Source organism: Saccharothrix sp. 6-C, from assembly GCF_016695385.1.
Classification (GTDB): domain Bacteria; phylum Actinomycetota; class Actinomycetes; order Mycobacteriales; family Pseudonocardiaceae; genus Actinosynnema; species Actinosynnema texasense.
This window is the reverse complement of the sequence record NZ_CP064192.1, coordinates 1,272,235-1,296,757: the sequence shown is the minus strand read 5'-3', so window position 1 is coordinate 1,296,757 and position 24,523 is coordinate 1,272,235. Positions and strand designations below refer to the sequence as shown.

Annotated in this window: 21 protein-coding genes; 19 read left to right on the top strand and 2 right to left on the bottom strand. The window is 69.0% G+C overall.

From position 1 onward, the window contains the following. Positions 1-56 precede the first annotated feature (56 nt). Positions 57-773, top strand: coding sequence for a response regulator (locus IOD16_RS06105; protein ID WP_053718177.1), 717 nt, complete (start codon positions 57-59; stop codon positions 771-773). A 67-nt stretch (positions 774-840) separates the two neighbouring features. Further along, positions 841-2,085, top strand: a complete 1,245-nt coding sequence (locus tag IOD16_RS06100; protein ID WP_201439231.1) for a ribonuclease D — start codon at positions 841-843, stop codon at positions 2,083-2,085. A 190-nt stretch (positions 2,086-2,275) separates the two neighbouring features. Here the strand turns inward: IOD16_RS06100 and IOD16_RS06095 are convergent, their stop codons facing one another. After that, the gene (locus tag IOD16_RS06095; RefSeq protein WP_201439230.1) at positions 2,276-2,899 is read right to left on the bottom strand and encodes a MerR family transcriptional regulator; all 624 of its coding nucleotides are present in this window, start codon (positions 2,897-2,899) and stop codon (positions 2,276-2,278) included. A 92-nt stretch (positions 2,900-2,991) separates the two neighbouring features. Between IOD16_RS06095 and IOD16_RS06090 the strand changes: the two genes are divergently transcribed. The 11 genes from IOD16_RS06090 to IOD16_RS06040 all read left to right on the top strand — a co-directional run bounded on the left by IOD16_RS06090 (position 2,992) and on the right by IOD16_RS06040 (position 17,171). Next, positions 2,992-3,915 carry a hypothetical protein gene (locus tag IOD16_RS06090; RefSeq protein ID WP_201439229.1) on the top strand — a complete coding sequence of 308 codons (924 nt, stop codon included), beginning with the start codon at positions 2,992-2,994 and terminating at the stop codon, positions 3,913-3,915. Continuing rightward, on the top strand, positions 3,912-4,361 hold the full coding sequence (locus IOD16_RS06085) for an ABA4-like family protein (RefSeq protein ID WP_201439228.1): 450 nt from the start codon (positions 3,912-3,914) through the stop codon (positions 4,359-4,361). The genes IOD16_RS06090 and IOD16_RS06085 overlap by 4 nt, the downstream gene beginning before the upstream one ends. A gap of 83 nt (positions 4,362-4,444) precedes the next feature. After that, complete coding sequence (locus tag IOD16_RS06080; RefSeq protein WP_123743280.1) at positions 4,445-5,665, top strand: thiolase family protein; 1,221 nt, start codon at positions 4,445-4,447, stop codon at positions 5,663-5,665. Beyond that, the gene (locus IOD16_RS06075) at positions 5,662-7,773 is read left to right on the top strand and encodes a 3-hydroxyacyl-CoA dehydrogenase NAD-binding domain-containing protein (protein WP_201439227.1); all 2,112 of its coding nucleotides are present in this window, start codon (positions 5,662-5,664) and stop codon (positions 7,771-7,773) included. Before IOD16_RS06080 ends, IOD16_RS06075 begins: the two co-directional genes overlap by 4 nt. Positions 7,774-7,837: 64 nt before the next feature. After that, complete coding sequence (locus IOD16_RS06070; protein ID WP_201439226.1) at positions 7,838-8,248, top strand: HNH endonuclease; 411 nt, start codon at positions 7,838-7,840, stop codon at positions 8,246-8,248. 99 nt (positions 8,249-8,347) lie between these two features. Then, entirely contained in the window at positions 8,348-9,754 is a 1,407-nt protein-coding gene (locus IOD16_RS06065) for a plasmid pRiA4b ORF-3 family protein (RefSeq protein ID WP_201439225.1), read from the top strand. An 88-nt stretch (positions 9,755-9,842) separates the two neighbouring features. Then, positions 9,843-14,069 (top strand): BREX system serine/threonine kinase PglW, encoded by a 4,227-nt coding sequence (gene pglW / locus IOD16_RS06060; RefSeq protein ID WP_201439224.1) that lies wholly within the window; start codon positions 9,843-9,845, stop codon positions 14,067-14,069. Between the two features lie 113 nt (positions 14,070-14,182). After that, a complete protein-coding gene (locus tag IOD16_RS06055; RefSeq protein ID WP_201439223.1) occupies positions 14,183-14,551 on the top strand; it encodes a PE domain-containing protein in 369 nt (122 codons plus the stop codon). 5 nt (positions 14,552-14,556) lie between these two features. Then, on the top strand, positions 14,557-15,120 hold the full coding sequence (locus tag IOD16_RS06050; RefSeq protein WP_236594775.1) for a DUF3558 domain-containing protein: 564 nt from the start codon (positions 14,557-14,559) through the stop codon (positions 15,118-15,120). Positions 15,121-15,132: 12 nt separating this feature from the next. Next, a complete protein-coding gene (locus tag IOD16_RS40875) occupies positions 15,133-16,395 on the top strand; it encodes a PPE domain-containing protein (RefSeq protein ID WP_201439221.1) in 1,263 nt (420 codons plus the stop codon). Then, positions 16,392-17,171, top strand: coding sequence for an ESX secretion-associated protein EspG (locus tag IOD16_RS06040; protein ID WP_201439220.1), 780 nt, complete (start codon positions 16,392-16,394; stop codon positions 17,169-17,171). Before IOD16_RS40875 ends, IOD16_RS06040 begins: the two co-directional genes overlap by 4 nt. 79 nt (positions 17,172-17,250) lie before the next feature. Here the strand turns inward: IOD16_RS06040 and IOD16_RS06035 are convergent, their stop codons facing one another. After that, entirely contained in the window at positions 17,251-17,550 is a 300-nt protein-coding gene (locus IOD16_RS06035; protein ID WP_201439219.1) for a hypothetical protein, read from the bottom strand. Between the two features lie 125 nt (positions 17,551-17,675). Here IOD16_RS06035 and IOD16_RS06030 point away from each other — a divergent pair, with 125 nt between their 5' ends. From IOD16_RS06030 to IOD16_RS06005, 6 genes are all read left to right on the top strand, one after another. After that, positions 17,676-18,524, top strand: coding sequence for a helix-turn-helix domain-containing protein (locus tag IOD16_RS06030; RefSeq protein ID WP_201439218.1), 849 nt, complete (start codon positions 17,676-17,678; stop codon positions 18,522-18,524). Positions 18,525-18,536: 12 nt separating this feature from the next. Beyond that, positions 18,537-18,710 carry a DUF397 domain-containing protein gene (locus IOD16_RS06025; protein WP_201439217.1) on the top strand — a complete coding sequence of 58 codons (174 nt, stop codon included), beginning with the start codon at positions 18,537-18,539 and terminating at the stop codon, positions 18,708-18,710. Positions 18,711-18,768: 58 nt separating this feature from the next. Next, positions 18,769-22,653 carry a BREX-2 system adenine-specific DNA-methyltransferase PglX gene (pglX, locus tag IOD16_RS06020; RefSeq protein WP_201439216.1) on the top strand — a complete coding sequence of 1,295 codons (3,885 nt, stop codon included), beginning with the start codon at positions 18,769-18,771 and terminating at the stop codon, positions 22,651-22,653. Positions 22,654-22,730: 77 nt separating this feature from the next. Then, a complete protein-coding gene (locus IOD16_RS06015) occupies positions 22,731-23,417 on the top strand; it encodes a hypothetical protein (RefSeq protein WP_201439215.1) in 687 nt (228 codons plus the stop codon). Continuing rightward, entirely contained in the window at positions 23,414-23,740 is a 327-nt protein-coding gene (locus IOD16_RS06010) for a hypothetical protein (protein WP_201439214.1), read from the top strand. The genes IOD16_RS06015 and IOD16_RS06010 overlap by 4 nt, the downstream gene beginning before the upstream one ends. Continuing rightward, entirely contained in the window at positions 23,737-24,501 is a 765-nt protein-coding gene (locus tag IOD16_RS06005) for a hypothetical protein (RefSeq protein ID WP_201439213.1), read from the top strand. The genes IOD16_RS06010 and IOD16_RS06005 overlap by 4 nt, the downstream gene beginning before the upstream one ends. Positions 24,502-24,523: the final 22 nt, after the last annotated feature.

Below are 24,523 nucleotides of genomic sequence, written 5' to 3'. Positions count from 1 at the left end.
GGCCGAAAGTCCCGGTGCCGGTCGGGGGGCACGACCGACTCCAGGGAGGTAGTGACGTGGCTGCCGTCGGCTTAGGTCAGGCCGTTCGTACCACGCCAGCCGGCACGTTGCCGGCGAACATGGTCCCGCACCCGCGGGAGGAGCTTTTTTCAGTGCTGGTGGTCGACGACCACCCACTGCTGAGGGAGGCGATATCGGCTCGGCTCACCCAGATGGGAGCCGGGACAGTGCATGAGGCGGCTTCGGTCGCGGAGGCTCGGGCGCGGGCACTCGCTACCGGACCGTGCGACCTCGCGATCCTCGATCTGGGTCTGCCGGATGGCACCGGCATCGACCTGGTCACGGAACTCCGTGCCCAGGGCTGGCCCCGCATCGTGGTCCTCGCGTCCTCCGACGACCCCTACGCGGTCAGGTCGGCCTTCCAGGCAGGCGCCCAGGCGTACCTGCTGAAGTCCGCCTCGCCGATGGTGGTCACCGACGGGGTGCGCAGGGTCCTCGACGGCGGCGTCTACGCAGACCCGAGCGTCGCGCCCGTGCTCGCCGCGGGCACGAGGGTGCCGGGCACCGACAACACGCCGCGGGAGCTTTCCGCGCGTGAGGTCGAGGTCCTGCAGCTGGTCGCCGATGGCCAGAGCAACAAGGAGATCGGCGAAGCGCTCAGCCTTTCCGCGCTCACGGTGAAGTCTCACCTGTCGCGGATCGGGCGCAAGCTGGGCACCGGTGATCGGGCTCAGATGGTGGCGCTGGCCATGCGTGCCGGCGTGATCCGCTGAGCAGGTCGGCACACTGAACCGGCCGAACACACCCGCGAGTGGTGCGTTCGTCGTAGGGTCTTCCGCCGTGGACGTACCCTCCGACGAGCCAACCGAACCAACCGGTGCTGATCCGGTGCCGCTGGTGGAACCCGCTGACGGCGTTCCACCTGTCGTCGCCGACGCACCGTCGCTCCGGCGTGCCGCTGATGCGCTCGCCGGAGCGACGGGTCCGGTTGCGGTGGACACCGAGCGAGCCTCGGGATACCGCTACTCGCAACGCGCTTACCTGGTGCAACTGCGCCGGGAAGGCGCCGGGACCGTGCTGGTCGACCCGATCGCCCTCGGCGGTCGGCTCGATCCGCTGGTCGAGGCGCTGGACGGAACCGAGTGGGTGTTGCACGCGGCGTCGCAAGACCTGCCGTGCCTCGCCGAACTCGACCTTCGTCCGAGCGTGTTGTTCGACACCGAGCTGGCGGGCAGGCTGGCCGGCTTCGAACGGGTGGCGCTGGGCACGCTCGTCGAGCGGTTGTTGGGCTACCGGTTGGAGAAGGGGCACGGCGCGGCCGACTGGTCGCGCCGCCCCCTTCCCGCCGACTGGCTGAACTACGCCGCCCTCGACGTCGAACTGCTGGTCGAGCTGCGTGACGTGCTCGAACAGGAGCTCAAGCGGCAGGGGAAGCTGGAGTGGGCGCTCGAGGAGTTCGAGGCGGCCCGCACGGCGCCCCTGCCGCGTCCGCGCGCCGAACCGTGGCGCCGCACGTCGGGCATCCACCGGATCCGCAGTCCGCGGCAGCTCGCCGCGGTGCGGGCGTTGTGGGAAGCGCGTGACGCGCTGGCCCGTGAGCGCGACATCGCGCCGGGCCGGGTGCTGCCGGACGCCGCGCTGGTCGACGCCGCCGTGAAGAACCCCGCCGACGAGGCCGCGCTGCTGGCGTTGCCGGTGTTCCGGGGACGGGCGCAGCGGCGGATGGCCGGCGTGTGGCTGGGCGCGTTGCAGCGTGCCGCCGCCCTGCCGCGCAACGAGCTGCCGGAGCCGTCACAGCAGCACGACGGCCCGCCGCCGGCCAACCGGTGGGCGGACAAGGACCCGGCCGCGGCGGCCCGCCTGGCGGCCGCCAGGACGGCGCTGACGGCCGTGGCCGAGGCGAACACCCTGCCGGTGGAGAACCTGCTGCTGCCCGACCTCGTGCGGCGCACGTGCTGGCAGCCGCCGGCCGACACCTCACCGGAGGGCGTGGCCGCGACCCTGCGCGAGGGCGGCGCCCGCAACTGGCAGGTCGCCCTGACCGCCACCGCCCTCTCCACCGCCCTGACCCCACCCGCCTCCTGACCCGAGAGTCGTCCCTTCACCCCGCGCGTGTCCTACGTTCGGAACGCGCGTGTCCAACGTTCGCGCACCTCGAGTTGAACGCTCAGCACAAGATCGACTGAGCTGAGCGTTCAACTCGGGTGTTCCGAACGTTGGACACGCGCGTTCTGGAGGTAGGACACGCGCGGCGTGGAGGGACGACTCTCGGCGGTCAGGGGTCGTTCGGTTGGCGGGCGCCGGACAGTTCACGGCGGGCGAGGGCGCGCACGGCGGCCATGGCCGCGTCACCCAGCACGGTCCCCACGACGACGGCCTCCAGCGCCTCGTCCTCGGACCCCGCGCCCAGCACGTACCCCAGGTCGGCCTCGGCCAGCGGCCGGGCGGCGTCGGCGTACCCGTCGAGCAGGTCCGCGAACCGCTCGTGCCCGACCTCGCGCGCCGTGGCGAGCACACCCACCAGCGCCTTGTACGCGTACGACGTGGGACGGCACACCCACCCCTGCCGCCGCAGGAACGCCTCGACCTGCTCGTGCGCGACCTCGTCCTCGCCGCCCAGGTCCGCCGGCGCGACCGCGGCCGAGATGGTGCCCATCGCCTTGTGCAGGGACTTCTCCGGGTCGTCCAACGCGCCCAGCACCTCCCGCACGGCCGCGATCGACAGCCCGCCCAGCTCCACCATCGCCCGCACGAGCCGCAGCCGGTGCAGGTGCGCGTCGGCGTACCTGGCCTGGTTGGGGCTGGTCAGCTCACCGGCCGGGAGCAGCCCTTCGCGCAGGTAGTACTTGATCGTCGGCACGGGCACGCCGCTGCGACGGCTCAACTCGGCGATGCGCATCGGGCACGACCCCCTTCCTGAGACGGTCCCCAGTATGGATACTGTAGCTATCCGATAGTAGAAAGTGCTGCTATCCATCTTAGGAGCCGTCCATGACCCGCTTCCTCCGCCCGCACCCACCCCTGATGCTCTTCTCCCTGCTGATGACCGCCGTCACCCTGGCCTCACTCGGCGGGCTGATCTTCGACGACCGGATTCTGGTCGGGTCCCCGATCTGGTTCAAGCCGCTCAAGTTCGGCCTCTCCCTCGCCCTCTACGGCGTCACGCTCGCCTGGATGCTCACCCTGACCACCCGCCTGCGCCGGGTCGGCTGGTGGGCGGGCACGGTGATCGCGCTCGCCGGCACCGCCGAGATGGCCGTCATCATCGGCCAGGTGGTCCGCGGCAGGCGGAGCCACTTCAACGTCGCCACCCCGTTGGACGAGCGCCTGTGGGACCTCATGGCGGTCACCATCGTGACCCTGTGGGTGATGCACGCGGTGATCGCCGTCGTGCTGGCGCTGACCCGGTTCGCCGACCCCGCGGCGGGCGTCGCGATCCGGCTGGGACTGCTGCTGTCGCTCGTCGGCCTCGGCCTCGGCTTCCTGATGACGCCGCCCGCGCCCGGCCAGGACGACGACGGGGGCGTCATCGGCGCGCACAGCGTCGGCGTGCCCGACGGCGGCCCGCAGATGGCGTTGACGGGCTGGGCCACCACGGGCGGCGACCTGCGCGTCCCGCACTTCGTCGGCATCCACGCCCTGCAGGTCATCCCGCTGCTGGTGGTGGCGTTCGGCCGCCGGGCCACCCCGAAGCTCGCCGGGGGCCTGACGATCGGCTACGCGGGCCTGCTGGCGCTGCTCACCTGGCAGGCGCTGCGCGGGCAGCCGCTGACGCGCCCCGACCTGCTCACCGCGCTGGGGGCGCTGGCCGTGGCGACCTGGACCGGCGCGGTCATCGCGAAGACCCTGCGCAGCACCGAGACCACCAAGACCACCGACACGACCGACCACGCGAAGGAGGTCGTGCGCGCATGACCGGGTTCCTCTTCCAGCTCACGTTCTGGCTCACCGTCCCGTTCTGGGGTCTGATGATCTTCGCCCCGACGGCCCCGGTCACGAGCCGGATCGTCTCGTCACCGTTGATCGCGGTGCCGCCGCTGGTCGTCCACGCGGTTCTGGTCGCCGCGCACCTGCCCCAGTTGTGGGCGACCATGAGCAGTCCGGACCTGGACACGCTGCGGGAGTTCCTGGCCACGTCGTGGGGCGCCTCGGCGGTCTGGGCCCAGGTGATCGCGTGGGACCTGCTGATCGGCGCGTGGATGTACCGGGAGAGCCGCCGCCTGGGGCTGCACCCGCTGCTCATGGGCCCGCTGCTGGTGCTGACGGTCGTCCTGTCCCCGTTCGGGTTCGGGCTGTTCCTGGCCGTCCGGGCGGCCTGTGACCGACCCGACAGGGCGACCACGGTGGTTACCGGTCAGTAACAGGGGCTAGAGTTGTGTTACCGATCGGTAGGAGTCGCGCCCGACCGCTCGGGCGAATCGTCACCACAAGCGGAGGAGACGCCGTGGCCGCACCAGTAGCGCCGGCACGCGTTCGAAACGTGGTCTTCGTGGACGGCGTGCGCACGCCGTTCGGCAAGGCCGGCCCCAAGGGAATCTTCGCGGAGACCCGTGCCGACGACCTGGTCGTCAAGGTGATCCGCGAGCTGCTGCGCCGTCACCCCGAACTGCCGCCGGAGCGGGTCGACGAGGTGGCCATCGCCGCCACCACGCAGATCGGCGACCAGGGCCTCACCATCGGCCGCACCGCCGCGCTGCTCGCCGGCCTGCCCAAGTCGGTGCCCGGCTACGCCGTCGACCGCATGTGCGCGGGCGCGATGACGGCCGTGACGACCTCCGCCAGCGGCATCGCGTTCGGCGCGTACGACGTGGTGATCGCGGGCGGTGTCGAGCACATGGGCCGGCACCCGATGGGCGAGGGCGTCGACCCCAACCCGCGGTTCCTGTCGGACAAGATCGTGGACCCGTCCGCGCTCGTCATGGGCTCGACGGCGGAGAACCTGCACGACCGGTTCCCGCACCTGACCAAGGAGCGCACGGACGCGTTCGCGGCGGCGTCGCAGGCCAAGTACGCCGACGCGGTGAAGAACGGCAAGATCGGCCCGGAGTTCGTGCCCGTCGCGACCCGTTCGGCGGAGCACGGCTGGGGCCTGGCCACCGCCGACGAGCCGCCCCGTCCGGGCACGACGGTCGAGGACCTGGCCAAGCTGAAGACGCCGTTCCGCCCGCACGGCCGGGTCACCGCGGGCAACGCGGCCGGCCTGAACGACGGCGCGACCGGCTGCATCCTGGCCGAGGAGGAGACCGCGCGCGAGCTCGGCCTGCCGGTCGGCATGCGCCTGGTCGGCTACTCGTTCATGGGCGTCGAGCCCGAGGTCATGGGCGTCGGCCCGGTGCCGGCCACCGAGAAGGCCCTCAAGCGCGCGGGCCTGTCCATCGAGGACATCGGCCTGTTCGAGATCAACGAGGCGTTCGCCGTGCAGGTGCTCGCCTTCCTCGACCACTTCGGCATCGCCGACGACGACCCGCGCGTCAACCAGTGGGGCGGCGCGATCGCCACCGGCCACCCGCTCGCGTCCTCGGGCGTGCGCCTGATGACCCAGCTGTCGCGGCAGTTCGCCGAGCGCCCCGACGTGCGCTACGGCATCACGACCATGTGCATCGGCATCGGCATGGGCGGGACCGTCATCTGGGAGAACCCGCACTGGAACGGAGAGTCCAAGTGACCGCGTTGACCGCTGACGAGGCCAAGGCCCTGTTCCCCGACGAGGTCGTGACCCACGCCCGCACCCGGTTCGTGTCGGTGCCCGGCGTCGACGGCCAAGTCGCCCTCATCACCATCGACAACGGCCACGACCACACCCGGCCGTCCACGTTCGGCCCGCAGTCGCTGGTCAGCCTGGGCGCGGCGTTCGACGAAGCCGCGGCCGCCTCCCCGGCCGCCATCGCGGTCACCGGCAAGCCGTTCGTCTTCGCCGTGGGCGCCGACCTGACGGCCGTGGAGGGCGCCTCCGAGCGCTCGCAGGCCGTGACGATCGGGCAGCTCGGGCACGACGTGTTCCGCAAGTTCACCGAGTCCTCCGTGCCGACCTTCGCGTTCGTCAACGGCGCGGTGATGGGCGGCGGCCTGGAGCTGGCGCTGTCGTGCCACTACCGGACGCTGGCGTCCAACGCGGCGGCCATCGCGCTGCCCGAGGTGTTCCTCGGCCTGTTCCCCGGCTGGGGCGGCACGCAGCTGCTGCCGAACCTGATCGGCCCGCACGACGCGGTCACCGTGATCTTCGAGAACGCCTTGAACCAGAACAAGATGCTCAACCCGAAGCAGGCGCTGGACCTGGGCATCGCGGACGTGCTGTTCGACTCCGCGGACTACCTGGAGCAGTCGCTGCTGTGGCTGGCCTCCGTGGTGCGCGGCGACGTCGTGCCCGCCCGCCGCGAGATCGACCGCGGCGCGGGCTGGGACGCGGCCGTGGCGCGGGCGAAGGCCATCGTCGACGGCAAGACCAAGGGCGCGGCGCCGGGTGCGCTCAAGGCGTTGCAGCTGCTGGAGCTGGCGCGCGCCAACGACTTGAACGCCGGGTACGCGGCGGAGACCGAGGCGCTGGCGGACGTCGTGATGAGCGACGAGCTGCGGGCCGGGCTGTACTCGTTCAACCTGGTGCAGAAGCGGGCCAAGCGGCCCGCGGGCGCGCCGGACAAGTCGCTGGCGCGCAAGGTCACCAAAGTCGGCATCGTCGGCGCGGGCCTGATGGCGTCGCAGATGGCGCTGCTGTTCGCGCGGCGGCTGGAGGTGCCGGTGGTGCTCACCGACATCGACCAGGCGCGGGTGGACAAGGGCGTCGGGTACGTGCACGGCGAGATCGACAAGCTGCTGGGCAAGAAGCGGGTGTCGCCGGACCAGGCGAACCGGCTCAAGGCCCTGGTGAGCGGCTCGTTGGACAAGGCGGCGTTCGCGGACGCGGACTTCGTCATCGAGGCCGTGTTCGAGGACCTCGGCGTGAAGCAGAAGGTGTTCGCCGAGGTCGAGGAGCACGTCTCGGCCGAGGCCGTGCTGGCGACCAACACGTCGTCGCTGTCGATCACCGAGATGGCGTCGGGCCTCAAGCACCCCGAGCGGGTCGTGGGCTTCCACTTCTTCAACCCGGTCGCGATCATGCCGCTGCTGGAGATCGTGCGCGCCGGGCAGACCGACGACGCGACCCTGGCGACCGCGTTCGCGGTGGGCAAGCAGCTGAAGAAGTCGTCCGTGCTGGTGAAGGACGCCCCGGCGTTCGTGGTGAACCGGCTGCTGACCCGCTTCATGGGCGAGGTCGTGAAGTCGATCGACGAGGGCACGCCGTTCGAGGTGGCGGACAAGGCCACCGAGCCGCTGGGCCTGCCGATGTCGCCGCTGATCCTGCTGCAGCTCGTCGGCCCGGCCGTCGCGCTGCACGTGGCGGAGACGATGAACGGCGCCTTCCCCGACCGCTTCGGCGTGTCGGAGAACATGAGGGCGTTCGTCGAGGCCGGCAAGACCGCCGTGTACCAGTGGGACTCGGCGGGCAAGCAGAGCGTCGACCCCGAGGTGCAGGCGCTGTGGTCGTTCGGCGACCAGCCGCTGACCGGTGACGAGGTCTTCGCGCGGGCGCTGGAGGCGTTGGCCGAGGAGATCCGGATCATGCTCGACGAGGGCGTGGTCGCGGAGGCGCAGGACATCGACCTGTGCATGCTCCTGGGCGCCGGCTGGCCGTTCTGGCTGGGCGGCATCACCCCCTACCTGGACCGTTCGGGCATCTCGGAGAAGGTGACGGGCAAGCGCTTCCTGGCGCCCGGCGTCGCCTCCCTGCCTGCCTGACCCCCGGACCCTGCGCCCCGGCTGTCGTGCGACGGCCGGGGCGCAGTGCTTTCCTGGTATCCCGATGTCCGACACCGCACCCGACCGCGCGACCCGCCTCGCCGAAGCCGTTCTCCGCGACGGCGACGACTGCACGTGGTGCCGCCGCCGGTTCGCCCGCCACGTCACCCCGACCACGGACCACTTGGTGCCGAAGGTCAAGGGCGGCCCGTCGTGGCTGGAGAACGAGGTCGCCGCCTGCCGCCGCTGCAACCGCGAACGCGGCCACTCCTCCCCCGTCGACTGGCTGGCCGAGTGCGAACGCCGCGGCTGGCACCCCGACCGGGCACGCGTGACCAGGGCTCTGGAATCCCTGTCCCGGGCCATCGGGGCCCGGGGAGGCCGTCGCCGCGCCCGCCCCTACCTGGCCGCCCAACTCCGCCGCTTGACGGACCCGGCGGGTGGACGTGACAGCGAACCCTCCGAGTCCGGCTGAACCACCTGGGCAGGGGCGTCCACGTCTCGTTCGCGTGAGGGACGTTCAGGTCCAGGAGCCGTGTGCGACGCCACTGACGCGGGTGGCACGATTGGGCGGGTGTCGAACGATGCCCAGCCCACTCTGTCCGACCTCCGCGCGATGCTGGCTGAGCAAGGAGCCCCCGAGCAGGCGTTGGTGCTGGTCGACGCGGCCCGGGACGTGCCCGACGCGGTGGACCGCCTGACCGAGGCAGGCTTCGTCCAGCCGGTGGCCGAACTCGGGATGGCGGTTCTCGACGGCTTCTCACCGCTGCTGGAGCAGGGTTGCGGACCGCTGGACGCCGAGCTGACCGCTTCGGAGTTCCTGGGCGCGATCGGCGGCAGCGTCGATCCGCAGGACTTCCCGGACGTGGTGGCCGCCATGATCTCCGACGCCGAGGCCACGGGCAGGCCGGAAGCCCTCGCGCTGGCCAGATCGTTCGCGGTGCTCGCACCGCCGGAGGTGCGGCCGATCGCGGCCCAGGCCGCCGACCGGCTCGTCGCGAGCGGGCTGCGCGACCCGAAGTGGGCGAAGGCGGTGGGCCGGCCGACCCTCGGCGCTTGCTTCGGCTACGCGGACCCGCGCGGCGCTCAGGAGGGGTTGGCGCTGACCTTCTCGTACGGACGCAAGTCGCACGTCCTCGTCTTGTTGATCGACCACGACCTCGGCGGCCTCAAGGACTGCTTCGTCAGCGACCAGCCGGAGGAGATCCGGGCCGGGTACGTCCACGCGGCCGCGGAGCTGGGCTTCCCGTTCCGGGAGTACACGCCCGAACAGGCGCGCGGGATCGTGGCGGACGCGCTCGAACGCGAGCCGTGCCCGGTCGAGCCGGACCAGGTGGAGGACGTGACGACGACCCTGGCGCTGCTCGAACAGCGGCTGGAACTGCTCCCGGAGGCCGCGCCGACCGCCCTCGACACCAGCGTGCACCGGCTGAAGGTCACCCTGCGCGGGTCGAAGCCGCCGATCTGGCGCCGGGTGGAGGTGCTGTCGTCCACGCCGCTGGTGCGACTGCACCAGGCCGTCCAGGACTTGTTCGCCTGGGAGGACTACCACCTGTGGGTCTTCGACACGCCGCAGGGCGAGTACGGGATGCCCGACCCGGAACTCGGTCACGGCGACGCCGCCGCCGTGACCCTGGCCGACGTGACGCGCAACCCCAAGGACCGCATCAGCTACCTGTACGACTTCGGGGACGCCTGGGACCACGACATCCTGGTGGAGGACGTCGTGCAAGCCGAACCGGGGGTCGCCTACCCCCGCTGCCTCACCGGTCGCCGTGCCGCCCCGCCGGAGGACAGCGGCGGCATCTGGGGTTACGCGCACCTGTGCGACGTGCTGGCCGACCCGGGGCACCCTGAGCACGCGGACCGGCTGGAGTGGCTCGAACTGGACTCCGCCGCCGACTTCGACCCGACCGCCTTCGACGCCGACGAGGTGAACGACTACCTCGCCCGCCAGGCGAAGGTGCCGGTCAAGCCGTGACGGGCGCCCCGCCGTGCCGGTCCGGCGGCTAACACACCGGCGGCGCGCGCGATCGGACATGATGGGCCGTCTAGTCGAAGGGTGCGGGGTGGACGAGCAGTCGAGCAGGTGGCACGAGATCACGCAGTCCGCGTTCACGCACGAGCGGGCGGCACTGCGGCAGGTGCGCGAGTTGCTGCCCGACCGGCACCCGTACGAGGCGTGGTCGAACTTCACGTTCACCTCCCCGCACGGGCACATCCGTGAGGTGGACCTGCTGGTCGCCACGCCGAGCGGCCTGCACCTGGTCGAGATCAAGAGCTTGAAGGGCCGGCTGGAGAACCGGCACGGCACGTGGGTGCAGCACCGTCCGAACAGTCACCATCCGCGCACGTTCGACAACCCGCTGCCGCTGGCGGACCAGAAGGCCAAGGAACTGAAGTCGCTGCTCGTCCAAGCGGCCCGGCAGGACAAGGTCGCCATCCCGTTCGTGGCCCCGGCGATCTTCCTGTCCGAGACCGGGCTGGACATCCGGCTCGACGACTCCCAGCGCCACGGTGTCTACGGGCCCGAGACCGGCAAGGTGCTGGACAAGATCGGTTCCGACCTGCTCACCGGCCCGATCAGCCGGACGCCGCTGAGCCCGGACTTCTTCCGCGCGCTGCCGCGCCTGCTCCAGCGGGTGGGCATCCACCCGACCAAGCGCAGCATCACCGTCGGGTCGTGGCAGATCAAGCCCCGCCCGTACGACACGGGACCGACGTGGCAAGACCACCACGCCGAGCGCGAGGACATGCCCGGCGAGTACCGCAGGGTCCGGATCTACCTCTACGAACGCGAAGGCGACTCGGACAAGCAGCGATCGATCCGCGCCGCCGCCGAGCGCGAGTTCCGCGCCTGCCAGGGCATCCGCCACCCCGGTTTACTCGGCCCGGTGGACCTGGTCGACCACGAGGCGGGTCCCGCGCTGCTGATCGAGCAGCCCCGGGAGGCACTGCGGCTCGACCACTACATGGCCCAACACCACGCCGACTTGGACCTGCCCACCCGGCTGGACATGGTCCGACAGCTCGCCGAGGCGGTGCACTACGCGCACGAGCGGCGGCTGGTGCACCGGGCCCTGTCACCTCGAGCCGTGATCGTCCTGCCGACCACCGACGACTGGACGAAGCCGCAGTTGCAGGTGGGTGAGTGGCAGGCGGCGGCGCGCGGCCTGTCGGGCTCCTCCACGGTGCACCGGCTGCGCCCCAGCACGGGCGCGGTGGCCCACGTCGAGGCTGCGGCAGCCCCGTACCTGGCCCCGGACTTCACCGACGACCCGGACGGCACCGTCGCGATCGACGTGTTCGGCGTCGGCGCAATCGCCTACTTGGTGCTGACCGGCCGCCCGCCCGCCGGCACCCGCTCCGAGCTGCTCGACCAGTTGGCCCGTCAGGGCGGCCTGCACCCGCGCGCGGTGGACGACAGCATCCCCGACGACCTCGACGCGGTGATCGCGCTGGCCACCGACCCGGTGGTCCGGGACCGGTTCGCCGACGTCGAGCAGTTCCTGGAGGAGCTGTCCGCGTTCCAGCGGCTCGGCGAGCCCTCCGGTGACCGGGTAGACCCCTGGAACGCGGCGCCGGGCGAGCGGCTCGCCGACTCCGACTACGTGGTGCAGCGCGTCCTGGGCACCGGCGCCACCGCGCGGGCCTTCCTGGTCGAGCACGACAACACCGACACGGTCCTGAAGGTCTCGCGGTCGGCCGACGCCGTGGACCGGCTCGCCGACGAGGCCGCCGCCCTGGAAGACCTGCGGCACGAGCACGTCGTCGTGCGCAGGCGCAGCCTGTTTCCGCTGGGCAGCAGGCACGCGATCGAGATCGACTACGCGGGCGACCGATCGCTGGCCCACATCCTGCGCGACGAGGGCGCGCTGCTGCCCGACAAGCTCCAACTGCTGGGCGACCAGCTGCTCGACGCCCTGTCCTACCTGGAGCGCAAGGGCGTCCTCCACCGCGACATAAAGCCGGACAACCTGGGCGTGCGCAGCCACCCGAAGTACGGGCAGGGTCTGGTGCTGTTCGACTTCTCACTGGCCGGCGCACCGCTCAACGACGTTACCGCGGGCACCCGCGGGTACATCGACCCGTTCCTGGGCAGTGACCGCCGCCCGGTGTACGACCTGCACGCCGAGCGCTACGCGGCGGCCGTGACGCTGCACGAGATGGCCAGCTTGGAGCTGCCGTCGTGGGGCGAGGATGGCACGAACCCCCGGTTCCACACCGAGCCGGTGACGGTGGCGGCCGAGCTGTTCGAAGCCGGGCTGAGGGAGCCGCTGCGCGAGTTCTTCGGCAAGGCGCTGCACCGCGACGCCGACAAGCGGTTCGCGTCCGCCGCCCAGATGCGTGAGGCGTGGCAGCGGGTGTTCACCGCGCTGGACGAGACCGCGCCGGCCGCCGTGTCGTCCTCGGGTTCCGACGACCCGGATGAGCTACGCGAGGAAGCGGCCGAGCGGGCGACCCTGGACACCGCTCTCAACGCGGCCGGCCTGACGCTGCGGGCCGTCGCGGTGGCGAACCGGCTCGGCGCCGACACCGTCGGTGGCCTGCTCGACCTGCGGATCAACGACGTGCGCAAAGCCCGGGGGCTGAGTCGCAAGACGCGGACCGAGCTGCTCGACCGCATCGCCGCGTGGCGGACCAGGCTCGTGACCGAGCCGGGCGTGATCACGACTGGACACCTGCCGTCCGACGTCACCGGCTCACGCCTGCCGCTGGACGCGATCGTCGCGATGCTCCTGCCGAAGGTCAAACGCCGCAACGACACCCAGGCCGCGATCAGCCGCCTGCTGCTCGGCCTGCCCGACGAGAACGGCGTGCTGCCGCAGACCCGGTGGCCCACGAGCGTCGTGGTCGCCGGGGACACCAACCTCACCCAGGGGCGGATCAGTCAGGTCCTGTCCGCACGCCGCCGGGCGTGGTCGAACATCGACGTACTCGACACCGTGTTGGGCGAGGTGGTCGACACCCTGGTGTCGTTCCGCCGGGTCGCCGCCGCAGAAGAACTCGCCGAGCACCTGCTGGCCCAGCACGGCTGCTCGGACGTGGAATCGCACCCTCTGCGGATGGCTTACGCCTACGCCGTGCTGCGGGCCGCTTACGAGGTGGACTGGCAGCGCGACGAACCGAGGTTGTCGTTGCGCCGCCACCACGAACGGGTGCTGCTGGCGTTGCAGGTCGGCTCGGGTGACCCGGTGGACACGCCGTCCGACGAGTCGTTGCTGGAGCTCGCCGAGCGGTTGGCGGACAAGGCCGGTGAGCTGGCCGCCCAGGACCCGCTTCCGACGCCGACCGCCGTGGTGCGCGAACTGGCGGCCTGCGCCGAGCGGACCGGTGAGGTCTTCGACGAGAAGCGCCTGGTCAGGCTGGCGGCGGCGGGCTCGGGCACGGTGCTGGCCAACCTCCGCCTGGAGCTGTACCCGCGGAGCCTGTCCTCGGTGCGGGCGCTCCGGCTGGCGCAGGCGGGCGCGGGGATGCCCGAGGGCGGACTGACCGCCGACGGCGTGCAGCAGCGACTGGACAACCGGTTCCCCGGCCTCGACCGCCTGCCGACCGGCCGGGAACTGGCGGAGCTGCTGACCGAGGCCGGGTTCCCGGTGACCTGGGACGGCGAGCTCTACCGCCCGCGCACACCCGAGACGACCGGCTTGACGCGGGTGACATCCTCGACGGGATCGACGGGATCGCTGAGTCATCACCCGATCGTCTCCGGCACCGCCGCCAGCGACGTGGACGCCCGCCTGGTCGACGCCGCGGAGCGCGGCGGGGTGCGGATCATCACCGTGCGGCGCAAGCGCTGGGCTCAGGCGCGGGCCGCGGTGGAGGCCGCGCTGGGAGTGCCGGTGGTGGACGCGACGGCGGCGTTCGTGGCCGCTTTGCGCGAAGTTGCCAAGGAGCACCGGATTCCCGACTTCGACCGCGTGCTCCGCGCCGACGCCGCCGAACCCGGCGGCAGGGAACAGCTCAACCTGCACCGGGTGGTAGAGCAGGCGTGCAGAGCGCTGGAGCGGGAGTGGACGCGACAGCCCGTGTTGGCGCTGGACGGTCTTACCCCACTCGGGCGATACCCAGCCGGACAGGCTCTGTTGGACCGCCTCGCCAAGCGAGCCCGCTATGGTGCGGAAACGGACGGAGCAACGGGACCTGACGCATTGGTGTTGTTGTGCCCAATGGGTGACGAAACGACAGTCCCTCGCATTAATGATTACGTCATCAGAGTGAACACGCCGGAAGAATGGATCATTGCGCGGTCCCCGTGGCCGCCGTCCGGGATACTTCACTCGCTCGTGGGCTGATTCTGATCCGAGTCACCGGTTCCACCGCTCGATGACTTCGCCGTGCCGGAACCTGGACACGCACAGTGACGACTCACGTGCACACAGTGGTCAAGGTAGGAGAGGGGAGACTCATGCCGTTCATGGCGAGTGGGGGTGGCGGAGCCAGCGCTCCGGCACCCGCCGGACCGGTCACCATGCAGGTCGAACCGGGCCAGATCCTGGCCCTCAAGGCCCGCTACGAGGCGGTCCGCGACACGATTCAGGACTACCTAATCAGCCACAGGCGATCACTGCGTGTACAACCGTTCGCAAAAGACGATGTGTCCACCGAAGCCGCTCCCATATTCACCAACAACACGGAAATCGCCATCGATGTAACCGAGCAATTCCTCGACCAACTAAACATCAGCATCGACCAACTCGACCAGACCGCCAAGACGTACAACCTGACTGAAGACACCAACGAGAACCGCATGCGGCAGCAGCACAGGGAGATCTGACCGGAATGCGCTCTCTTTTCACAACTGCGGCGGCACTGATCTTGCTCACGGCATGCACGGCTCAAGGCGGCACACCAGTGCCAGCTACCACCGCTGACACGACGAGCGAGTCGACCTCGGTGTCGCCGTCGAGCGCCCGGCCCGGGGAAGTCGTGCTCGACGGCAAGGACCCGTGCCAGCTGGTAACCGACGAGCAACTCACGGTGATGCAGTTCAAAGGCCCCGGCCGGACCGGCACGGACTCCACATACAAGTCGCCATATTGTTCATGGACCGCCACCGGACAGTCCATTCAGCTGATCCCTGTCACCACCGAAGGGATAGAGGAGTGGGCGAGTGGCAAACGCCGGGGACAGCCAACCCAAGCCGATCCGGTGGAAGGCTTCCCTGCCATCACGGTGACCTTGCCGGATGACCCCAATCAATGCGACCTATTCGTAGACACCGCAGAGGGCCAGTACCTGTCGGCTACGTATTCAGTCAGCCCAAGTTTCAAGGACCGCTTCCCCAAGCCGTGCGAGGGCGCGCGCAAGCTAGCGGAAGCGGCCATGCAGAACTTGGTGAAGTGAGGGAGCACTTAAATGGGCGGGATAGGTAACTACAACTTCCACGCGCAGTCGCACAAGCAGCTCTACGAGAAGATCCACGACGGCCCTGGCCACTCGGCGGCACAGGCCGTGGACGACCTCTGGAACAGCTTCCAAGTGGTGATGGGCAACGCCAAGAGCGAGCTGGAGTCGGCGATTCGCGACTCCAAAGCAGTCTGGGTCGGCGTAGCGGGCGAGAAATTTACCGGGAGCACCGCACCATTGGTGCAGTGGGCGGAGGATGCACTCACGGCGGGAGCCGCGACGCAGAAGTCATTCGATGACTACACCAAGCAATACATCGACGCTGAGACTCGCATGCCTGAACCGGTCGAGGTCACCTCCACCGCGAACGACAAATTCTTCGGTATCCCGGCCGCCATCGTGCACAAGTTGGACGGCCAGACCGACCAGGACATTCAGGAGAAACAGGCTCAAGAGGCCAAGAACCACGCAGTCGACGTGATGAACAGCTACCGCGACAGCGCAGCGGCGACGGTGGACAGATTGGGGACATTTGTGCCGCCACCGCAGGTCACCACACAGGTCACCGAGCCGACGTTCCAGCAGTCCGAGGCGCAGAGCCAGTACTCCCGGCAGTTCTCGGACCGCCAGTGGAACGGCGACACCGGCACCAGCCGAATGCCGTCGCAGCCGCAGCAGCCAGTGCCCCAGGCCGTCGCGCCCACCGGCGGAGACACCAGCACCTCGGCAGTCGGGACGACACCGGACATCGCGCCCCGGCCCGGACCCACGCCGATCACTCCCCCGCCCTACACGCCCGGACCGCCGCAACCACCTGTCGCGGTGCCCCCGCCCGGCATGATCAGGCCGAACCCGGGCTTCTACGACCGGCGGACCCCGCCCGGCGGCAACCCTCCCGGCAAGGGCACCGGTCCGGGTGTTCCCAAGGGATTCGGCGGCAACCCGGCCGGTGGCACGCCCAGGTTCGGTGGCGGCCTGCCTGGCGTTCCGGGACAGCCCGGTCACGGCGGCCAGCCCTTCGGCCCCGGCTCCTCCACCGGCGTGGGCGGCGACGCGCACACCAACCGAACCGCCCAAGCCGGCGCGGCAGGCGCGAGGGGGGCGGCGGGCAGCCCGATGACGGGCGGCATGGCCGGTGCCCCGCAGGGCGGCAAGGGCGAGGACGACATCGAGCACAAGGCCGCGCCCTACCTGGAAGAGCTGGACGACGTGTGGGGCGAGGACTCCATGCCCCGGGTCGCGCCGCCGGTGATCGGGGACGACGGCTCGTGACGTTCACCCTGTCCCGGCTGGAGTTCGAGCTGTGCTGGGATCACCTGAACCTGGGCGAGTACCCGACGATCCTGACGATTCCCTCCCACGGCGCGACGATGGACGAGCGCCGCGCGTTGTTCAACGACGCGTGGCGCTCGTTGGAGGCACGCGGGCTGGCCGAGCGCGGTGAACTGGACGCCCGCCTGGCCGGTTCGCTGGACTTGCTGGCCCGCCCCGAGCGCGAGGTCGACGCCCGGCTGCGACTGGACTCTGGCCCACGGGTCCGCGCGGTCGCGGCGGCCCGGCGCGGGCACGCGGTGTCGGCCGTCCTGACCGCGGACGCGCTGGCGCTGACTCGCATCGACGAAACCACGCTCGCCACGTCGATGGTGTCGCTGCTGCCTCCGCACCCCACACCCCGATCACGGTCCATCAGCCTCCTCGCGGCGGACCTGGAACGTGCGGCGGCTACCGCCGGTGAATCCGCCACTCGCCTGGAGAACGCGCTGCGGGACGCGGGCCTGCCCCGGCCCGACGCGCAGAAGATCGGCTCGGTGCTCGGCAACGTGCAACGGATGGGCCAGTTCGGCGTGGCGGTCCGCCCGACCCTGCACGGCCGACCGGGGCCGCGGAAGCGCGGACCGTATGCGGTGTCTTTCTACGACACCGCGGAAGGACGTTGGCAGTTCACCCGCCGACCGTCCGGCGACGGGCGGGAGTGGTCGACACTGAGCCCGGCCGACCCCCAGCGGCTCGTTCACGCCGTGTCGGAGTTGCTGGGCTCGACCGGCTGAGCGGACTCGACGGGCTCCTGATCGACCTGGTTGGTCAGGAGTTCCGCCATCGTCATGTCCTCCATCGGCTTCTCCGGCGTCACAGTTTCTTCCGCTCGATACCGACGACATCGAGGATGTGCTCCTCGCCGACGCCGTCGAACGGCATCAGGGCCAGCCGGAGATCGCTGCGCAGCACGCACTCCGACGACTCGCACACTCCGCACCGGCCGATCTTGTCGAGCGGGTGCGTGCCCAGGCACGTGGTCACCGCACCGACCAACCGATGCGTCTCCGCCCGAGCCATCTGCAACGACTTCCGGTCGGAGTCGTACAGCACCCCGACCAGCACGGCCGCCAGGTGCCGCCGCAGCACTCGATCTTCTTCAACGGTGTTCATGGAGCCGAGGATTGCACCCACTCCCCCGCCGGCACCAGCCTTTGCAGTCCTTCGATCGAGTGACTTTTCGCAGCTAGAGGCGTGTCTCGCACTGCAATCTTTGCAACATCAGCAAAGGTGGAAAAGTGGGCAAGAACCAAACCGGTGTCAGTACCAGGGGAATCGGCTTCGAGCTGGAACGACTGCGCAAGGCCGCCAAGCTCAACCTGCAAAGCGTGGCAGAGGGTCTCGGAGTCTCCATCAGCACCATCAGCCGCTTGGAGAACGGCAAGCGCGAGCCCACCGTCGAGGAGGTGGCCTCCATCCTCACCGTCATCGGCGTCGTGGGCGCAGAACGCCACCGACTGCTCGACCAAGCACGAGGCGGCAGCGGACTCGGCCTCGTGGAGGGCAGCAACCCAACCGTGCAGAGCCGGACCTATCTCAACTTCGAGATCCGGGCCGCGACGATCACCAACTTCGAGTTGATGTTGGTGCCCGGTCTCGCACAGACGGCCGAGTACGCCTTCGCGATCATCTCCGCCCTCATGTTGGATCAGGACGAACCCGACATCGAGGCTCGTGTGGCCCGGCGGATGGCGAGGCAGACCATCCTGGCCCGGTCCAGTCCGCCACAGGTCAACTTGATCATCGCCGAGTCCGCCCTGAGACTGTCGGTCGGTGGGCCTGGCGTGATGGTGCGGCAGATCCGCCACCTGATCGACCTGAGTCGCCGCCGCAACATCTCCGTCCGCGTCATCCCTGCCGATGTCGGCCCTCACCCTGGCCTGGTCGGACAATTCGTCATCCTCGACTTCCGCGACGACCCAACTGTTGTGCACGTCGAAGACCGCGCGACCGGCTTGTTCTTGGGCGATCCAGCCCAGGTTGAGAGCTATAGGCTCACCTTGAAGAGGCTGACGGAAGTGGCGCTTGACGAGCAGGACAGTGTTTGGCTCATGTCGTCTATCGCGCGCGAGCTCGATCGAGAGTGAGGTGGAGCGCACATGGCTGCGCCCGCATGGCGGAGAAGCACGTACAGCGCTGACTCGAACTGCGTCGAGGTAGCGCGGGGGAGGGAGACGGTGGGTCTCCGAGACTCCAAGTGCCCGGAAGCGGGTGAGTTCAGCGTGAGCGCGGACTCGTTCCGAGCCTTCGTGCGCTCGTTGAAGAACAACTGAGTCGCGAGCGGGGTGGTTGTGCCGTCCGGACCACCTCGCTCCCCTACCCTGACTCCTCGTGACGTCGCCCTCCCTTGATCCCGACAAGAAGCTGCTGGCCGACCTGCAAAAGCAGGTGCTGACACTTGAGGAAGACCTGCGTGAGCAGGTCGAACGGCTCCCCGAGGTCAAAGCACGGTTGGAGGAGCTACACAAGGCCACGCTGACCTCGGCGACGTTCGGCACGTTCCTCGGCGAGCAGGTCACCCAATCGGCAGTGGCGTGGGCGCTGGGCACGGTGTTCGTGCGGTGGTCCGAGGACAACGGCCTGATCGCACCCGTGCTGTCGGGACCGGGCGACCGTCTCGCCGAGGCCGAGGACGCACAGACCGCGTTCTTTCACCGGCAGCCACACGCCACCGACGCGGACTGGATCGAGCAGGGCTTCGACTCGCTGCGGCGCAGCGACGCCGGCGCGGCCCTGTTCGATCGGGAGCACAACCCGGCGTACCGCATCCCGATGTCACACGACGGCGCCAAGACGTTGATCACCTTCTGGCGGTCCCGCCAGCCGGACGGCTCGCTGATCCACGACTTCCGCGACGACACGTGGAATACCCGCTTCCTCGGTGACCTCTACCAAGACCTGTCGGAGGCAGCGAAGGAGAAGTACGCGCTGCTCCAGACACCGGAGTTCGTAGAAGAGTTCATCCTCGGCTACACGCTGACTCCCGCGTTGGAAGAGTTCGGCCTGGAAGGCTTCCGACTGATCGATCCGACGTGCGGGTCGGGCCACTTCCTACTGGGCGCGTTCCACCGACTCGCGGACGCTTGGCGCGAGCAGAATCCGAGCCTGAGCGAGACGGAGATCGCCCGCAAGGCTCTCGACTCGGTCCACGGCGTGGACCTGAACCCTTACGCAGTCGCCATCGCACGCTTCCGGCTCACCCTCGCGGCGTGGCAGCTGGCGGGTGTGCGCTCCATCAAGCAGGCAGAGGGGCAACGCTGGGCGGTCACCGTCGCGATCGGTGATTCCCTACTGGCCAACAAGCGCGGGACGCTTGACGGGATGGACGAGTTCGCCGGGATCAAGCTCACCTCGGAGGACGTTGAAGACTTCCCTACCCTGCTCGATGAGGGCTCCTATCACGTGGTCGTCGGCAACCCGCCATACATCACGGTCAGCGACTCTGTGTTGAACCAGGAGTACCGCCGACACTACACGGCCTGCCACCGCCAATTTCAACTCACCGCGCCGTTCGCCCAACGGTTCTTCGAGTTGGCACGCCGCAGCGGCTCGGACCGACGCGGCGCTGGCTTCGTCGGTCAGATCACTTCAAACGGCTTCATGAAGCGCGAGTTCGGCACCAAGCTCATCAAGGAATTCTTCCCGACGATCGACCTGACTCACGTAATCGACACTTCGGGTGCCATCATCCCGCACCACGGAACCCCCACAGTCATCTTGGTAGGCCGTCGCCGCTCTCCCGACCCTGACCGGCCGGTACGTGCGGTGCTGGGCATCAGAGGTGAACCGTCACTACCCACAGACCCTGCCAACGGCCTTGTGTGGACAGCAATCAAGAGCCAGTTGAATGACCCCGGCAGCGATTCCGAGTGGATCAGTGTCAGCGACTTCCCACGACAACGGCTGAGCCAGCACCCATGGTCCCTCAGCGGCGGCGGTGCCGACATACTGATGGAAATAATCGACGGTCGAGAATCCAGACTCACTTCCCTAGACATCGAGATCGGACGGACGACACACACCGGCCTCGATGAGGCTTTTTACCTCCCTGCATCAGCAGCGCCACGTAACGGCCTCGAGCGAGAAGTCGAACCCGTGGTGCCCGGCGATCAGGTGCGTGACTACATAATCAGCAGCGATAACGTAGCGCTGTTCCCTTACACGAGCAATGGCTCGCCGACATCGCCATCATCGGCATTTCTTCGACAGGCATGGCCGCTGCGGCAAAATCTTCGAATGCGCATGGACTTTGGCCAGTATCCACACGAGCGCGGCTTGCGCTGGTACGACCACAGCATGTTCTTTGCAGAGCGATACAAAAAGCGCCTGTCGATTGCATTTCCCTTTGTGGCAACTCATCTGCATTTTGCACTCGATCGCGACGGCCAGATCTTCAATCGTACTGCACCCGCGATCAAGCTGCCATTGAACGCGAGCGAAGATGACTATCTCCAACTCCTTGGACTGTTGAACTCCTCTGCTGCCTGCTTCTGGATGAAGCAAGTCAGCCAAAACAAGGGGAACGGAGGAGTTGGTGGTGGGATCGGCGACGAGGGCTGGGAACCACGATACGAGTTCACCGGCACAAAGTTGGAGCAGTTCCCGCTGCCAAAGGAGCTGCCGCTTGCCCGCGCGCAGCGCTTGGATGATCTGGCACAGCAACTCTCCGCATCTTCACCCAAGCCAGTGGCCGATGCACAGGTCCCGCGTCGTGATCTCCTCGACCAGGCCCACACCAACTGGGCCGACCTGCGCGCCCGAATGATCACCGAACAGGAGGAGTTGGACTGGGACGTCTACCAGCGTTACGGCCTGCTCTCCGACGCAGAAGCCGCCGAGGTGGTCATCCCCGACCCGGCCACCGTCCCGCCCCTCAATCTTGGCGAACGGGCTTTCGAGATCATCCTTGCCCGCAAGGTGGCGGCCGGCGAGACCGAAACGCAGTGGTTCGCTCGTCACAACTCCACACCAATCACAGAGCTGCCCACCCACTGGCCGGAGGACTACCGCCGTGTGGTGGAAGCCCGCATCGCGCTCATTGAGAAGCGCCGGGACATCGCGCTCATCGAGCGCCCCGAGTGCAAGCGCCGCTGGGCCACCGAACCGTGGGCCAAGCAGCAAGAACGCGCTCTGCGCGAATGGCTTCAGGACCGACTCGAAGCCCGTCACCTCTGGTACGCCGAGGACGCCAACGGCATCGAGCAGCCGACCACGCGCTCCGTCTCCGAACTGACCGACCTCATGCGCAACGATGCCGACTTCACCGAGGTCGCCCGCTTCTGGGCCTCCGACACCCTGGGCAGCCAGGACATCGACCTCGCCGACATCGTCGCCGCGCTGGTCGACGAGGAGCACGTCCCCTTCCTCCCCGTCCTCCGCTACAAGCCCGCAGGGCTGCGCAAACGGCTGGACTGGGAGCACGTCTGGGACCTCCAGCGCCAAGAGGACGCCATCGCCGCAGAGCTGGGCAAGGAAGTCACGGACCCTGCTGTGCGCAAAGCCGTCGCCGACAAGCTCGGCACGATCCCCGTCCCCCCGAAGTACGGCTCGGGCGATTTCCTGCGCAATTCCTACTGGCGGCACCGCGGCAAGCTCGACGTCCCCAAGGAGCGCTTCATCTCCTACCCCACCGCCACCCGAGACGGTGACGGAAGCCTGCTGCTGGGCTGGGCGGGCTGGAACCACCGGGAACAGGCGCACGCGCTCGCCGTCCTCATCAGCCACCGCCAGAACGAAGAAGGCTGGGAACGCGACCGTCTCGTGCCACTCCTCGCCGGCCTGGACGAAGTGCTGCCGTGGGTGAAGCAGTGGCACGGGGACATCGACCCGGCCATCGGCGAGTCGCCTTACGTGGTCTACCAAGGATTCCTGGACAACCAGCTCAGCGAACTGCACATCGCGAAGTCCGACCTCGCGGTGTGGCGGCCGTCCGCCAGGGTCGACGTCTCGCCGCTCCCGCGCAAAGCCGGCGGTCGCGCCACGCAGTCCGCCGCACCTCGCCGCACCAAGGTGGACATCTCGTTCACCTCGGAGCAGTTCCAGGTGGTGTTGGAGTTCGCGCGCAATGGTCCGCTGACCACGGCCCAGGCTTCCGAGCTCACGGGCTTGCCGACCGCCGCGACCCGCACCTTGCTCAAGCAGTTGGTCGAACGAGGCGACCTCGTGCAGACGGGTCAGAAGCGGGGCACCCGCTTCGAAGTGCCCCCAAGCGCGTAGTTCCGGGTTCAGCTGCGGCCCGCCCCGCCATCCCGCTACAGTCCGAAGTCGGTTGACTACGGATCGCAGGGGGCGATGTGGGCGAGACATTCAATTTCGGCTTCGAAGAAGGTGACGAAGAGGACCACCGGCCACGTCGGAAGCAGGAACGTGCTGCCGACGTGGCCGACGGCCTGCGGGGGAGGGATTCCGGCGGCGTCGTGACCGTGACGGTCGACGACTCGGCCGACGTGCTGTCGGTGGCGCTGGCCGCGCAGTGGAAGCAGGCCGTCGATCCCAGGGCCCTGGGATCGGCCGTCATGTCCGCGATGAACGCGGCAACCATGCAGGCACTCGCGAAGCGAGTCGAGCGACCGGTGGCCGAAGAACCACCCACGTCGTCAGTTGCGCCGCAGGACGGCTCGCGCATCACGCTGGCAGAGGCGACACGGCTCATGGACGCCGTGACAGCCGACTTGGAGCGCTTCAAGCAGCAGGTCGCCGAGGTGGTCGACCGGTCGGTGACCGCAGAGAGCCGGGGCGGGCACGTTCGCGGCACCGCGCAGCGCGGGCAGGTGCTCGACATCGTCATCGATCCGGCCTGGGCCCACACGGCCCGCAACAGCGAGTTGGAGCAGGAACTCCTGGAGGTGCTCCGGGCGCTCCGGACCCGCAGCGCTCCCGCCGACCTGGCACGAGGACCACAGAGCCCGGCCATCGCCGAACTCACCGCACTGGTGAGGGATCCGAACACGCTGCTGCGCCGAGTGGGGTTGCTGCCATGACCGACATCTCCGTCGCGCTCGAAGCCATGCGCTCCGACGCCGCGCTGTGGACTGCTGCCGCAGACGACCTGGACCGGCCCCGCTCGGCGATCGGTGACCTCGTGATCACCGACGCGGAGATGTCCGAATGGGCAGCCGACCGGGGCTTGGACCGCGTCTACAACGACGCCCGCCTCGCGTTGGAGGACATGCTCACCCAGGCGATCGACGCGTTCCGTGGCCTCGGCGCGAGTCTGCACGCCGCCGCGAACACCTACCAGAGCGAAGAAGAAGCCAACCGGTTGGCGATGGACCGCATCCACAACGAGGGGGGCGTGCGGTGAACCCGCTCGTGCAGCAGGTGGAGGAGAAGTCGCAGGACGCCAAGCAGAACGTGAAGGAGTTCTTCGACCAGGTCGACCGTCTCATGAGCTGGGTACCGGCCCCGCTGGAGTACATGATCGCACCCATCATCCAGGGCATGCGGCTGCTGTCGGAGAAGGTGGCAGAGCTCTGGGACTACGTCGACCACGTGATCGAGCAGTTGGGCGACCCCGAACGACTCAAACAAGTGGGCGAGCAGTGGGTTGCCCAGGTCGGCAACGCGCTGGGCGACATCGCGGGCACCGTCGGGATGGACAAGCTCCGGACGACCGTCGAGTGGGAAGGGCGCGCGGCCCGCGCCTACCACTCCGCGGTGCCCGCCCAATCAGCCGGATTGAACGCGGTCAAGGACATCGCCAACCAACTGCGCAGCTCGCTCACCAACCTGGCGAACGCGATCGAAGCGTTCCAGATCACCATGTGGTTCGCCTTGGGCGCGTTCGTGATCGGAGCCGTCGGCGCGATCGCGAGCGCGTGCACCGTCGTGGCCACCCCGGTGGGCATCGCCGCTTTGAGCGCCGCCTGCGGCGCGGCCATCGCGCTCCTCAGCACGGGCATACTGGCGATGAAGTCGCAGGTCAACACGATCGAGGTGGAACAGACGGCGATCATGCAGAAGATCCACGACCTCGGTTCGGATTGGGTGATGCCCGATACCGCGGCGATGGCGGACGCCAGCACCACCGATGGCGACGGGTCGGACTGGCGGCCGGGATCGTGATTCAACCGGCACCGGGGCCCCC

Excerpts from the sequence above, each read along its gene's own strand:
- IOD16_RS06095 (WP_201439230.1), bottom strand. The coding sequence starts at position 2,899 with ATGCGCATCGCCGAGTTGAGCCGTCGCAGCGGCGTGCCCGTGCCGACG.
- IOD16_RS06090 (WP_201439229.1), top strand. The coding sequence starts at position 2,992 with ATGACCCGCTTCCTCCGCCCGCACCCACCCCTGATGCTCTTCTCCCTG.
- IOD16_RS06085 (WP_201439228.1), top strand. The coding sequence starts at position 3,912 with ATGACCGGGTTCCTCTTCCAGCTCACGTTCTGGCTCACCGTCCCGTTC.
- IOD16_RS06070 (WP_201439226.1), top strand. The coding sequence starts at position 7,838 with ATGTCCGACACCGCACCCGACCGCGCGACCCGCCTCGCCGAAGCCGTT.
- IOD16_RS06055 (WP_201439223.1), top strand. The coding sequence starts at position 14,183 with ATGCCGTTCATGGCGAGTGGGGGTGGCGGAGCCAGCGCTCCGGCACCC.
- IOD16_RS06050 (WP_236594775.1), top strand. The coding sequence starts at position 14,557 with ATGCGCTCTCTTTTCACAACTGCGGCGGCACTGATCTTGCTCACGGCA.
- IOD16_RS40875 (WP_201439221.1), top strand. The coding sequence starts at position 15,133 with ATGGGCGGGATAGGTAACTACAACTTCCACGCGCAGTCGCACAAGCAG.
- IOD16_RS06035 (WP_201439219.1), bottom strand. The coding sequence starts at position 17,550 with ATGAACACCGTTGAAGAAGATCGAGTGCTGCGGCGGCACCTGGCGGCC.
- IOD16_RS06025 (WP_201439217.1), top strand. The coding sequence starts at position 18,537 with ATGGCTGCGCCCGCATGGCGGAGAAGCACGTACAGCGCTGACTCGAAC.
- IOD16_RS06010 (WP_201439214.1), top strand. The coding sequence starts at position 23,414 with ATGACCGACATCTCCGTCGCGCTCGAAGCCATGCGCTCCGACGCCGCG.